Source organism: Arthrobacter sp. LAR12-1-1.1, from assembly GCF_040676555.1.
In the GTDB taxonomy this organism is placed as follows: domain Bacteria; phylum Actinomycetota; class Actinomycetes; order Actinomycetales; family Micrococcaceae; genus Arthrobacter.
Genome location: NZ_JBEGIG010000001.1, coordinates 418,031 through 430,956, shown reverse-complemented (window position 1 = coordinate 430,956; position 12,926 = coordinate 418,031). Strand labels below are relative to the sequence as shown.

At 68.1% G+C, this 12,926-nt stretch carries 11 protein-coding genes; 4 read left to right on the top strand and 7 right to left on the bottom strand.

From position 1 onward, the window contains the following. Positions 1-135: 135 nt before the first annotated feature. The gene (locus tag MRBLAR12_RS02010) at positions 136-1,098 is read right to left on the bottom strand and encodes a putative RNA methyltransferase (RefSeq protein WP_364743159.1); all 963 of its coding nucleotides are present in this window, start codon (positions 1,096-1,098) and stop codon (positions 136-138) included. A gap of 180 nt (positions 1,099-1,278) precedes the next feature. On the opposite strand from MRBLAR12_RS02010, the gene MRBLAR12_RS02005 reads away from it, so the two are divergent. Beyond that, a complete protein-coding gene (locus MRBLAR12_RS02005; RefSeq protein WP_364743157.1) occupies positions 1,279-3,345 on the top strand; it encodes a S9 family peptidase in 2,067 nt (688 codons plus the stop codon). Here the strand turns inward: MRBLAR12_RS02005 and MRBLAR12_RS02000 are convergent. The 6 genes from MRBLAR12_RS02000 to MRBLAR12_RS01975 all read right to left on the bottom strand — a co-directional run bounded on the left by MRBLAR12_RS02000 (position 3,342) and on the right by MRBLAR12_RS01975 (position 9,378). Further along, positions 3,342-4,013 (bottom strand): peptide deformylase, encoded by a 672-nt coding sequence (locus tag MRBLAR12_RS02000; protein ID WP_229996018.1) that lies wholly within the window; start codon positions 4,011-4,013, stop codon positions 3,342-3,344. The genes MRBLAR12_RS02005 and MRBLAR12_RS02000 overlap by 4 nt on opposite strands. 9 nt (positions 4,014-4,022) lie before the next feature. Further along, positions 4,023-5,006, bottom strand: coding sequence for a hypothetical protein (locus tag MRBLAR12_RS01995; protein WP_364743154.1), 984 nt, complete (start codon positions 5,004-5,006; stop codon positions 4,023-4,025). Between the two features lie 110 nt (positions 5,007-5,116). Then, positions 5,117-5,569 carry a hypothetical protein gene (locus MRBLAR12_RS01990; protein WP_364743151.1) on the bottom strand — a complete coding sequence of 151 codons (453 nt, stop codon included), beginning with the start codon at positions 5,567-5,569 and terminating at the stop codon, positions 5,117-5,119. Between the two features lie 608 nt (positions 5,570-6,177). Next, complete coding sequence (locus MRBLAR12_RS01985) at positions 6,178-7,377, bottom strand: FAD-dependent oxidoreductase (RefSeq protein WP_364743149.1); 1,200 nt, start codon at positions 7,375-7,377, stop codon at positions 6,178-6,180. After that, positions 7,370-8,080, bottom strand: coding sequence for a class I SAM-dependent methyltransferase (locus tag MRBLAR12_RS01980; RefSeq protein WP_290369316.1), 711 nt, complete (start codon positions 8,078-8,080; stop codon positions 7,370-7,372). Before MRBLAR12_RS01980 ends, MRBLAR12_RS01985 begins: the two co-directional genes overlap by 8 nt. Before the next feature lie 62 nt (positions 8,081-8,142). After that, on the bottom strand, positions 8,143-9,378 hold the full coding sequence (locus MRBLAR12_RS01975) for a type III polyketide synthase (RefSeq protein ID WP_229992412.1): 1,236 nt from the start codon (positions 9,376-9,378) through the stop codon (positions 8,143-8,145). Positions 9,379-9,482: 104 nt separating this feature from the next. Here MRBLAR12_RS01975 and MRBLAR12_RS01970 point away from each other — a divergent pair, with 104 nt between their 5' ends. The 3 genes from MRBLAR12_RS01970 to MRBLAR12_RS01960 all read left to right on the top strand — a co-directional run bounded on the left by MRBLAR12_RS01970 (position 9,483) and on the right by MRBLAR12_RS01960 (position 12,878). After that, complete coding sequence (locus MRBLAR12_RS01970; protein WP_364743145.1) at positions 9,483-9,932, top strand: helix-turn-helix transcriptional regulator; 450 nt, start codon at positions 9,483-9,485, stop codon at positions 9,930-9,932. Beyond that, positions 9,929-10,348: a VOC family protein gene (locus MRBLAR12_RS01965; protein WP_229992410.1), complete on the top strand. Its 420-nt coding sequence runs from the start codon at positions 9,929-9,931 to the stop codon at positions 10,346-10,348. Before MRBLAR12_RS01970 ends, MRBLAR12_RS01965 begins: the two co-directional genes overlap by 4 nt. 139 nt (positions 10,349-10,487) lie before the next feature. After that, entirely contained in the window at positions 10,488-12,878 is a 2,391-nt protein-coding gene (locus MRBLAR12_RS01960; protein WP_229992409.1) for an ATP-binding cassette domain-containing protein, read from the top strand. The last annotated feature ends 48 nt before the right edge of the window (positions 12,879-12,926 follow it).

Sequence of the window (12,926 nt, the reverse complement as noted above, 5' to 3'; positions counted from 1 at the left end):
GGACAGGGAGTTGGGAATTCATGGACAAAGTGGCCAAGTCGTTATTTCGCGGGTCGATTCCCTGCCCGATTTCCCCATCCCGATTCCCCCGGGAGTGGTTCAGGGCGGCTTGAAGGCAGGCCGCGGCGGGAGCGGTCAGCGGATGGGTGCAAAAACGCTGATCCGGAAGCGGGCCGAGACAGCGGTCCACGCCGGAAGCCCGGCCTCGAGGGCCGCGAGTGCGGCACGGTCCAGGTGGTGGCCTGCCGGACCCATGTAGGCAAGGTTGGCGACGTCGCGCGGAGCCAGGGTCAACGCCAGGTCCAGATCCCTGGCGCTGACGGCCGCGAAATCCTTGCCCAGGGAAGCAGTGAGCCGTTCGTCCTTGGCCGGTTCGATCCCCAGCATCCCGGTCAGGCCGGCAACCTCCTCCAGGTGTCCAGGCCGTGGTGTGACCACGATCAGGCGGCCGCCGGGGCGGAGCACCCGGGCGAACTCAGGCGCGTTGCGCGGCGCAAAGACCACGGTGACGACGTCGACGGCGCTGTCCGCGAGCGGTAACGGCTGCCAGACGTCCCCGACCACGTTCAAGGCTTCCGGGTTCATCCTGGCGGCCCGGCGCAGTGCAAACTTGGAAATGTCCAGGCCGATGGCCGCGGCCAGGACACCATCGGCCGAAGCACCGTCCGCCGAAGCACCGTCCGCCGAAGCACCGTCCGCCGCCGGATCGGGCGTTAATGCAAGATCCCGTGCCGCGCGATCCCGGGCGAGACGATCCAGCACGGCCCTGAGGTAGTGGCCGGTTCCCGTTCCGGCGTCCAGCACCGCCGGCTGCCCGGCCGGGGCCCCCATGAGCGCCGGCGCGGCAAGATCGGCAATGGCATCGGCCAGCCGCCGGTAGTGCCCTGCCGAGAGGAAATCGAAGCGGGCCGCCACCATCTCTGCAGTGTCGGCTTCAAAAACAGTCCCCTTGCCGACCAGGAAGTTGAAGTATCCCTGCCTGGCGGCATCAAAGCTGTGGCCGGCGCCGCACACCAGGGTGCGGGCACCGCCGCCACCGAAGCGGAGAGCGTCCCGGCACACCGGGCACAAGAGGGGGAAATCAGGGGCGGGAGGCATAGCTTCATCCTAAGCGCGGAACCCCGGCCCGCCTCGCGCGCAGGGCGCAGGGGCAGGTCACGCTGGAGCCTTCCCGCCGACGGCGCCCTGCCGGGGAATGGGACGGCCGTGGCGTCCGCGGCGCACCGGCAGGGCGTGAGGTAGTTCACAGCACGCCCGCCGCGGGTTAGGCTCGCAAGCGTGAAATCTGAACATCTACCGCTGCTCAATTCCGTCTCCGCTCCCGCCGTGCACCCTGATGGCTCCCGCGCCGTGGTGTCCGTGATCCGGCCGGACTTCGATGCCGATGCCTACGTGGGCCAATTGTGGACCGTCCCGTTGGATCCGGACCTGAACAACCCAAACCTCAACCCCGGCCAACGGCCGCGCCGCCTGACCCGCGGCTTCCGGGACACCGCGCCGGACTTTTCACCGGACGGCCAGGCCCTTGCGTTCCTGCGTGCGGCCGCCGGCGGAAAACCGCAGCTCCACGTGGTGGAAGCAGCCGGCGGCGAACCCCAGCTGTTAACGGCAGCGCCGCTGGGGGTCAGCTCCTTTGCCTGGTCACCCGATTCCCGCAGCATTGTCTTCGGTGCCAGGACCCCTGATGAGGGCCGGTACGGCAACATCGACGGCGTGGGTGCCGGCAGCGAGGACGCCCGGCTGATCACCGATTACCAGTACCGCATGAACGGCCTTGGCTACACGGCCGACAAGCCCCTGCAGCTGTTCCTTGTCGAGGTGCCGCAGCTTGACGCCGAACCGAAGGTGGCCCCGGCCGGGCGCGCCCTCAAGGCCCTCGGTGCCGCGGCCGATCCCGCGGAGACCGGTGCCAGCCTGCTGCCGGCCGCCAAGCAGCTCACCACTGGGGCGGCGGACCACAACGACGCCAGCTTCAGCGCCGACGGCGGCACCATCTACTTCACCGCGGCCCTGCATGAGGGCCGGGACACCGACCTCGTCAGCGGAATCTACTCGATTCCCGCCGCCGGAGGGCTGACGAAAGCCCTCACACAGGCCAATACCGGACGGCAGACCGTCAGCGCCGTGCGCCAGTCCGCGGACGGGAAGTGGCTTTTCTTCCTCGCCCAGGACCTGGGCGCCTCCGGCCGGGACTTCGTGGCCAGGAACACCGCCCTGTATGCCATGCCGGCCGCCGGCGGAGACGCCACAGCGCTTAGCGACGCCGAGACCCTGGACCTGTCCGGCGGCAGCCGGATCGAGCTGCGCGGGGCCGCGGGCGCCCTGGTGCTGAACAATGCGCGGGGAACCGTAGAGCTGCACGAATTCGTCGCGACGGGAGGCCACGCCGTCCTGCTGGAGGGGAACCGGGTGGTGACCGGGGCCGCGGACGGCGGGGGGCGGCTCGTCGTGAGTTTCAGCGATGCAACCACGGCCGGGGACCTCGCTGTGCTCGACAGCGGGCACGTGCACCGCCTGACGGATTTCTCCGCGCCGCTGCGCAGCGTGGCGGGCATCAGCGAGCCGCAGGAACTGACTCTGCCCTCGACCGACGGGTACCCGGTCCATGGTTGGCTCGTGAAGCCGGCAGGCCCCGGGCCGCACCCGGTGCTGCTGAACATCCACGGCGGCCCTTTTGCCCAGTTCGGCGTGGCCTTGTTCGACGAAGCCCAGGTCTATGCCGGGGCCGGTTACGCCGTACTCATGTGCAATCCGCGGGGCTCGGCCGGCTATGGCCAGGAGCACGGACGCTCCATCAAGGAGCGGATGGGAACCGTGGACATGCAGGACGTCCTCGCCTTCCTGGACGGGGCCGTGGAGAAGTTTGAGGACCTGGACGCCGCCAATGTCGGCATCATGGGCGGTTCCTACGGCGGCTACCTGACGGCGTGGACCATCAGCCACGACCACCGCTTCCGGGCGGCCATCGTCGAGCGCGGTTTCCTGGATCCTGTGAGCTTTACGGGTTCTTCTGACATCGGCTGGTTCTTCGGCGGCGAATACACCGGCCCTTCGGCGGAGCAAATGGCGGCCCAGAGTCCCATGGCCCGGGTGGAGAACGTACGGACGCCGTCGCTGGTGATCCACAGTGAGGAGGACCTCCGGTGCCCCGTGGAGCAGGGCCAGCGGTACTTCACCGCCCTCAAGCAGCAGGGCGTCGAGACCGGATTCCTGGTTTTCCCGGGCGAGAACCATGAGCTGTCCCGCTCGGGCACTCCGCACCACCGCAAGCAGAGGTTCGATGAAATCCTGAAGTGGTGGGCCCGCTACCTGCCATCTGCCGGGAACCCGGCACCTCTGCCTTAGTCCTCCGCCGGGTCCGGCAGGAACCCGAGTTCCTGCCGGGCACGGCTGATGTCTGGCTGGGCCCAGCGGGCCGAGTATTCGGCGTTGTTGCTGATGGAGCGCAGCTCGGCCCGGTCAAGGAACAGCACTCCGTGCAGATGGTCGGTCTCATGCTGGACAATCCGGGCTTGCCAGCCGGTGAAAGTCCGCTCCAGTTGCGTGCCGTCCGGCGCCGCGAAATCGAGCTGGACCGATTCCGGCCGCAACACCGCCGCCTGCAGGCCTCCGATGGAGAGGCAACCTTCGTAGAACGCCACGGACTTGTCGCCAAGGGCCCGATAGCTCGGGTTCAGCATGGCAAAGAACGGCAGCGGTTCCCGCCCGCGGATGGCTGCGACGTCGGGGTCGACGGTGAACTGGTCCTCCAGGACGGCGAGCTGCAGCGGAATGCCCAGCTGCGGTGCCGCCAGGCCGACGCCCGGGGCCTTGTGCATCACGCTGCGCATGAGGTCGATGAGGTGGCCAAGTTCGGCGTCACTCAACTGGCCGTCAAACGGTGCCGCCACGTGCCGGAGCACCGGGTGCCCTGCCTGGACAATCGGCGGAAGGATACCCGCGCCCAGGATCTCCTGGACGGCCTCGCTGATCCGGGCGGCGCTGAAGTCGGTGGGCCTGGCGTCAAAGGACATGCCCCCAGACTACTGGCGGCCGCACGCCTTTGTAACAAAGTCATAAATCCGGCCACGAAGTTGGCTGCCGGCGTCGATCTTCACAACACCCTCCCGGCCCGCCACTCTAACCCGAAGCGGCAGGAGCGTGCCCACCTTGTCTTCGGCCACGGCGTGGGGATCGCAGCGGGAGGGCCGGATGCCCAGGCGCATTTCCGCCGGGGGCCCGCCTGCGCTGAGCGTCACCGAACGGGGCCAGGGGGCTTGCGGGGCTTCCGCCAGCAAGGTGGTCTCCTCGACCCGGTCAATCACCAGCTCACCCGCGCCAGCCCCTCCACCGCTGGCAGCGCGCGGTTGGACAAGCAGACGTACGACGGCGGTCCGCCCGTCCGCGGCGACCTCGAGGTCAGGAACCAGCGCGATCGCGGCCACGGCCGAGGCTGCCCGGGCCAGGCACATCTCCGAATTGTTCCGCGCCAGGACGCCGAACGGGTCTGCTGCCGGGGCGACGGCTTGGGGCGGCGCAGTTCCCTGTGGCACAGAGCCTTGCGGCACCGCCAGCCGGAGCGCGACAACCGCGTTGCCGGAGTCGGCGCCGGAGGCGGTTGCCGGCCCTGTTGAGGCCGGGGACGGGGAGCCGCATTCCGGTGCGGGCAGCGGTGCCGGCAGGCTCTTCGCCTGTCCGGGCGGAAGCTCAATCCCGCCCGTGCGCGCTGGCCAGGTGATCGGCGCCGGGAACAGCGGGCTGGTCAGTTCCGCGGCAAGGACCGTCAGGGCGCGGCCGGTGGTGTTCGTGAGCTGGATTTCGATGATCTGTTTGCTGTAGTTGTCACGGAACTGGCTGATTTCCGCGGTCACGGCATCCGTGGCCGTGGAGGTCGTACCGGCCGGACCGCCTTCCGGACCGCCTTCCGGGCTGCAGGCCGCAGCAGCGCCCAGCACGGCCGCGGCGATCGCGGCTGCCGCTGCCTGGAATACGATGTGCCGCAGGCGCGTCACCACGGGGCCGTCCATGCGCACAGTCTATTCCGCGGTCAGCCGACTGGCTTTGCGGCACCATCCACGGTCACGGCCGAGAGGGAGTCGGCCATCGTCGCCGAACCGTCAGCACCTGCCCGGGCGCCTTACGGAGTGCTACCCCGCGGCACCTGTTCAACGGACTCCACGGCATAGGGTTTGGTCGCCGACCGCTGCAGGGGACGGCGGAGGCGCAGCTGGTACGGCCCGTTCTGGAACGTGGCGCGGGGGTCCAACTGGACAACCAGGCGTGGTTCGTCGCGGGCGGCGTCCACCCGCATCACGATGCCGGCCCGCCGTCCGCCCACGAACAGCGGGGTCGCCGGCTCGACAGCGGTCTTCTTAAGGAGTTCCTGATGCTCCGGCCCCGCCGCCAGGAACAGGATTCCATGGGCCACCCCGACGACCTTCAACGGGATCACCCCGTCCGGCGGCGGGGTCGCCGGGGCGGGCCGGGGTTGTTTTTGGTACTCCTGCGCAGATGACGCTCCGGCCGCGTTCAGGGGTCGGTCGCATTCCTCGCAGCGGGTCCGCGCTCCGATGTCGGCCAACAACGTCACTAGGAGCCCTCTGGGGGCGTTGCGCCATGTGTCGGCCACAACGTGGCACCACGCCGTATGGTACTCGCTCCCGTACTTCATCACGTAGACCTGATCATCGCCGAGGAGGGGCGCGCCCTCCTGCCGGGCGGCGGGCTCGACCGGCTTGATTTCGCCGAGACCTCTGGCATCTGCATGGGCGGGGCGGCCGGTCTTGAGGTATTTGCGGATGAAGGGATTGAGTTGCCGATTTGGTCGTGGAATTCCGGAACCTTCCTGTGCGGCGGGAGTGCGTTCGCAACACACCCTTTACCCCCGACCCACCCTGCTGGGCGGCCCCAGGGGTTCGAACTGGCGCTGAGCGATGTCGCGCCGTTGTCAGGCTGGACTATCAAAAGAACTCTGCAAAAAACTCCGAGTTACGGCACCTGGATCGAGTTCGGGGCCACAACTGACCGACTGCGGTTCCGATGCACGGTTTGGGCTCGGCAACTCAGGATGCCCTGGCGCGTCGAACGTGAGCAGCCCACCAAATTCTCCCGCATGTGCGGGTGAATTTCAAAAGGTGTCGGCGGGTGTCTTCGATGAGCAGCGACGGGCGGGAGACCGCGGGGCAGCAACCGGGATGCTCACTGCATCGTGAAGCGGCGGGCGATCAGTGCGTTCACCGCCGGAACTGCGGCGACGCCTCCGATGGCCCGGTTCCGCAACCCCAAGAGGCCGTCCGTGAGGGGCCGGCCCAGGGCCATATTGATTTCGGCCTGGCGTGCGGCCCTCGCCGCCGCCCGCAGCCGGGTGCGTTCGAAGTTCTTCAAGGCGCCGTCTACCTGCTGGCGGCGCATGGCGGCCGTTGCGATCGGTACCAGCGCCGCAGCGTCGAGCCAGCCCAGGTTCATGCCTTGCCCGCCGATGGGACTGACCTCATGGGCCGCATCCCCGATCATCACCACCCGGCCGGTCACCATCCGGCGGGCCAGGCGCGTGCGGACGCCGAAGCTGCTGAGCATGCTGTTGGTTCCGGCGTCGATGTCGAGTCCTGTCCGCTCGCGTACGCAGCGCATGAGCCACAGGGCGTCGCCGCCCTGACTGTCGTCGCGCTGGCCGCCCGCGGTGGCGCCGCCGGCAGCAGGGGGGTCGCCGGCAGCAGGGGGGTCGCCGGCGCCCAGCCGGACCACCCAGCGGCGGAGATGACCGGGCAAGGGGAACGACTCCACGATGCCGGCACCGGCCAGGAAGAGCGCGGCGTCCGGACCGAACCCGGTGTTGTCCGCGAAGTCACCCATGAGGTAGCTGTCCGGGTACTCTTTGGCTCGCAAGGCGACGCCCTGCAGCGCCCGCACTGTGGAGCGCACGCCGTCGGCGGCAATGACCAGCGGCGCCGCATAGCTCAAGGTGCCGCGCCCGGATACGGCTTCCACGGTGACGCGGGCGCCGTCGTCGGTCAACCGGATGAGGCGGACGCCGCGGTGCAGGGCGCCGTCGTTGAGCTCATTGACCCGCCGTTCCAGCAGCGCCTCCGTGCGGCCCTGGGGCAGGGACAGGACGAACGGAAAACGGTCCGAGACACCGGCAAAGGACATCTGGGCGAGGCATTTCCCGCCAGCGAGGGCGACTCCGCGACGGATCGGGACGCCTTCGGCAACCAGGGCCTCGGAAACTCCGGTTCCCGCGAGCGCAGCCAACGCCGGCGGATGGATACCGATGGCACGCGAGTGCGGTTCCGGTGCGCTCCGCTGTTCCAGGATCTGCACATCCACGCCTTCCTGCAGCAGCAGCGCGGCCATGAAAAGTCCCACCGGACCAGCACCGATGATCAGCACTTCAGCCACGGGCAGCGGGCCTCCCCGGATAGTCGCCGTCGGGAGTGTCCAGCAGCAGCAGGTTCCGGAATGGCGCGTGGCGGGCCACTGTCCAGCCGGGGGGAGCGGCGGCGGCCAGCTCCGCGGCAGTGTAACTTCGACGGATTGAGGTCAACCCGTCCCGCCGGATGTAGGAGCCTGTGAGCACCCAGGAGCCGGCAAAGAAGAGCGCGTAGGCGGCGGGGCTGCGGCGGATGTCGTTGTGGATGACGGTGCCATTGGACAACATGGCACACTCGCTAAGGAACGTTCCCAGCCCGCTGAGGTGGTGCAGCACATGGTTGGACACCACGACCTCGTACCGCTGGCCCCCTGCGAGCAGCTCGGCAGAGCTCGCCTGGCGAAACGTCACGTCCGCCGTAGCGTGGCGGGCGCGGGCGAACAGGATGGCCCGCGGATCCGGGTCAATGGCAGTGACTTCCAGGCGCAGCCCGTCCCGGGCGGCCCATTGGGCAAGCAGCACCGAAACGTCGCCCCCGCCGCAACCGATGTCCAGCAGGGACGTGGGGGAGTCCGCGGACAGCCGCGGCCGGATCCGGGTCCGATAGATGCCGCGCCAACCGGCCACTGCGCGGTTGACGAGCGCAAACTGGGCATAAGTGCGCTCCAGCCGGCCGGGATCGCAGCCGGGCAGGTCCATTTCCTCGACGGCGTCTGACGCGCGGTCCCGCAAGAGGGCCGCCCGGAGGTGTTCTGGGATCTGCTTCGCGCTGAACGGTTTCAGTGTGGCCGCTTTCAGACCCGTACCGCTACTGGTTCCGCCGGTTCCGCCGCGGACTCCTGCCGCGGGTTGTCAGCAGGTCGCGGGGCAGCCAGCCTGGTGAAGAGTGCCGTTTCGACCGTCAGCCCCGGGCCGAAGGCCATGGAGCAGATCCGTTCCACGCCCGGGCCGCCGGGGCTGGCCGGGCTGGTCCCGGCGTCGTCCGCCGCCGGCAGGTCCAGGATGTGCTTGATGACGAACAGGACGGTGGCGCTGCTCATGTTGCCGAAGTTCCGCAGGGTTTCGCGGGCGGGGACGAGTTGTTCGTCGCTGAGGTCCAGCCTGGACTGGACCTTGTCCAGGATGCTCCGGCCGCCCGGGTGGATGCCCCAGTGCTGGATGTCCCGGTAGGGGAGTCCCTGCAGCGAACTGTCGCGGGACAGGAGAGGTTCGAGGGCGCCGATGATGTGGTCATCGATGATGTGCGGGACATAGTTTCCCAGCACCATCTCGAAGCCTTCGTCGCCGATGTTCCAGGCCATCGAGTCCTCCCCGACGGGCGTCAGAACGGTTTCGAAGTGGTCCAGCCGCAGCAGGGCTGGTTCGCCAGGGATGTCCCGCGCCGTGATGATGGCCGCAGCGGCGCCGTCGGCAAACAAGGCCGATCCCATGATGGTGTCCGGGTCATTGGAGGTCCGGACGTGGAGGGAACAGAGTTCGGCGCAGACCACCAGCACCGCCGCATCCGGGTCCGCTTCACAAAATGACTTCGCGGCCCGCAGCGCCGGGAATGCGGCGTAGCAGCCCATGAAACCGAGGTGGTACCGCTGGACGGCCGGGTTCAGGCCGAGGGCCCGGACAATCTTGTAGTCCGGGCCCGGATTGAAGAATCCGGTGCAGGAGACGGTGATCAGGTGGGTGATGTCCTGCGCATCGACTCCCGGACAGGCATCCAGGGCTTTTTGGGCGGCCTCAATGAAGAGCTTGGTCGCTTCCGTGGCGAAAATGCCGTTGCGGGTCTTGGTGCTGGGGCTGAGCACCAAGCCGGTGGCCGGGTCGAAGAACTGGGGATCTTCCGCCCGGCTGTCCTTGGTGAGTTCCTCGACTGCCGTATGCCGGGTGTCGATGGCGGCGGAGTCAAAGCAGGTGTTGACCAGCCGGGATCCGAGCCGAGTGAGGCCCGGCTGGGCGGCGAACACCGCCCTGGCCTCGGACTGGACCAGGATGGTTGGCGGGACTGCAGTTTCTAAGGACCTCAGGTAGACCGTCATGGTTCATTCTCAGTGAGGCCGCCGCCAAAGACAATGGAACGACTTGAGATTTGGGACCACGGCCGGGGTGGACAACTTCGGCGCGAAGTAGCACCATCTCACATGTGACCAGCAAACCCGACCCGGCGCAGCACTTGCGCGACCTCGCGCTGCTACGCCGCGTCCGTGACCGGATGGACCGGGAGTACGCGCAACCGCTCGACGTCGAGGCCCTCGCCCGCGGTGTGCACATGTCCGCCGGGCACCTCAGCCGCGAGTTCCGCCTCGCGTACGGCGAGTCACCGTACAGCTATCTGATGACGCGGCGCATCGAGCGCGCCATGGCGTTGCTGCGCCGCGGCGACCTGAGCGTCACCGACGTCTGCTTCACGGTCGGCTGCTCGTCGCTGGGCACCTTCAGTACCCGTTTCACCGAACTGGTCGGCGTACCGCCCAGCGTCTACCGGCGCGAGGCGGCGCGCGCGACCGCGGGGATGCCGTCCTGCGTGGCGAAACAGGTCACCAGACCGGTCAGGAATCGAGAAGTGCCGGCCCCCGAAGCGCAGCTAGCATGAATTTCATGGACATCAACATTCACGCGAGTTTCCTCCCACACAACGATCCCGACGCCGCCGTCGCCTTCTATCGCGACACACTCGGTTTCGAGGTCCGCAACGACGTCGGATACGGCGGGATGCGCTGGATCACGGTCGGCCCGGCCGACCAGCCGGGCACGGCCATCGTCCTGGAGCCGCCGGCCGCCGACCCCGGTATCACCGACGACGAGCGCCGCATCATCGACGAGATGATGGCCAAGGGCACCTACGCCCGCATCCTCCTGGCCACCAAGGACGTCGACGCTACCTTCGAACGGCTCCAGGCCAGCGGCGCCGAGGTGGTCCAGGAGCCGACAGAGCAGCCCTACGGGGTCCGCGACTGTGCCTTCCGCGATCCCGCGGGCAACCTGATCCGCATCCAGCAGCCGCTCTGAGCCGTCCGCGGACGCGGCAAGGCGGACGCGGGCAAGGCGGACGCGGGACAAGAAGGCACAGAGCCGGAAGCTGGTTAGATAGAGCAAAGCGACGCTGAGGGAGTCCGCGCAGGCGGCCCCGCAAACAGATGGAGACACCATGAGCATGGCCACCGGGGCGGACACGCAGTCGCCTGCGCAGCATGTTGCTGACACCCACGATTTGATCAGCGTACAGGGCGCGCGCGAGAACAACCTCAAGGACGTCAGCATCGAGATCCCGAAGCGCCGGCTGACGGTGTTCACCGGCGTCTCCGGCTCGGGCAAGAGCTCCCTGGTGTTCGCCACGATCGCCGCAGAGTCGCAGCGGATGATCAACGAGACCTACAGCGCCTTCGTGCAGGGCTTCATGCCGACGTTGTCGCGGCCGGAGGTGGACCACCTCGAGGGATTGACGACGGCGATCATCGTCGACCAGGAGCGGATGGGCGCCAACCCCCGGTCCACCGTCGGCACCGTCACCGATGCCAACGCCATGCTGCGCATCCTCTTCAGCCGGCTGGGATCACCACACGTGGGACCCCCCACGGCGTTTTCCTTCAACGTCCCGACGCGGAAGGCAAGCGGCGTGATGAGCACCGAGAAAAGCGGCCGGGTCGAGAAGAATGTGGTGCACGACGCGGTTTACCTGGGCGGCATGTGTCCGCGCTGCGAGGGCATGGGCTCGGTCTCCGACTTCGACCTCACTGCGCTCTACGACGACTCCAAGTCGCTCGCTGGCGGTGCCCTGACAATCCCCGGCTACAGCATGGACGGCTGGTACGGCCGCATCTTCAGCGGCGCCGGCTTCGACATGGACAAGCCGATCGCGAAGTTCACCAAAAGGGAAATGCACGACCTGCTCTACAAGGAACCGACCAAGATCAAGGTTGAGGGCATCAACCTGACGTATGAGGGGCTGATCCCGAAGATCCAGAAGTCCATGCTGTCCAAGGACGTCGAGGCGATGCAGCCCCACGTCCGGGCCTTCGTGGAGCGCGCCATCACGTTTCAGGCCTGCCCGGAGTGCGACGGCACGCGGCTCAGCCGGGAGGCCCGGTCCTCGAAGATCCAGGGCAAGAACATCGCCGACCTCTGCGTGATGCAGATCAGCGACCTGGCCGCGTGGGTCCGCGAGCTCGATGCGCCTTCGGTCGCGCCGCTCCTGAACGGCTTGCGGCACCTGCTCGACTCGTTCGCCGAAATCGGGCTGGGTTACCTCTCCCTGGACCGGCCGGCGGGCACGCTGTCCGGGGGAGAGGCCCAGCGCACAAAGATGATCCGGCACCTGGGCTCGTCCCTCACAGATATCACCTACGTCTTTGACGAGCCGACGATCGGCCTGCACCCGCACGACATCGAGCGGATGAACCAGCTGCTGCTGCAGCTGCGCGACAAGGGCAACACCGTGCTTGTCGTCGAGCACAAGCCGGAGACCATCGCGATAGCCGACCACGTCGTTGACCTCGGTCCCGGCGCAGGCACCGAGGGCGGCAGTGTCTGCTTCGAGGGAAGCGTGGAGGGGCTGCGGGGGAGTGACACCATCACCGGCCGCCATCTCGACGACCGGGCCGCGGTAAAGGAATCGGTACGCCCGTCCTCGGGCGCACTGGAGGTCCGTGGTGCCTCCACCAACAATCTCCAGGGTGTGGATGTCGACATCCCGCTCGGCGTGCTCTGCGTGGTCACCGGCGTCGCCGGCTCAGGGAAGAGCTCGCTGATCCACGGCTCGGTGGACGGACGCGACGGTGTGGTGGTAATCGACCAGGGTGCCATCAAGGGGTCGCGCCGCAGCAACCCCGCGACGTACACGGGCCTCCTCGAGCCGATCCGCAAGGCATTCGCGAAGGCCAACGGCGTGAAGCCGGCGCTGTTCAGCTCCAACTCGGAAGGCGCCTGCCCCACCTGCAACGGCGCGGGTGTCATCTTCACCGAACTCGGTGTCATGGCCACCGTCGAGTCCATCTGCGAGGACTGCGAGGGCAAGCGATTCCAGGCCTCGGTGCTGGAGTACAGGCTGGGCGGCTACAACATCGCCGAAGTGCTGGCAATGTCGATGACCGAGGCCGAGGTGTTCTTTGGCGAAGGGGAAGCCCGCACGCCGGCGGCCCACAAGATCCTCGACCGGCTCGTGGACGTCGGGCTCGGCTACCTCACCCTCGGCCAGCCGCTCACCACGCTATCCGGCGGTGAGCGGCAGCGCGTCAAGCTCGCCACCCAGATGGCAGAGAAGGGTGACATCTACGTCCTCGACGAGCCCACCACCGGCCTGCACCTCGCCGACGTCCAGAACCTGCTGGGCCTCCTGGACCGGCTCGTCGACTCCGGCAAGTCGGTTATCGTCATCGAGCACCACCAGGCGGTCATGGCGCACGCCGACTGGATCATCGACCTCGGCCCCGGTGCCGGCCACGACGGCGGCAGGCTTGTTTTCGAGGGCACCCCCGCCGACCTCGTCGCTGCCCGCGCCACGCTCACCGGCCAGCACCTGGCGGCCTACGTCCGTTCGTGACCCGCCCGGTCATTGCCGCGGCCGCGGTTGCGGCTCCGGGTGCCACCG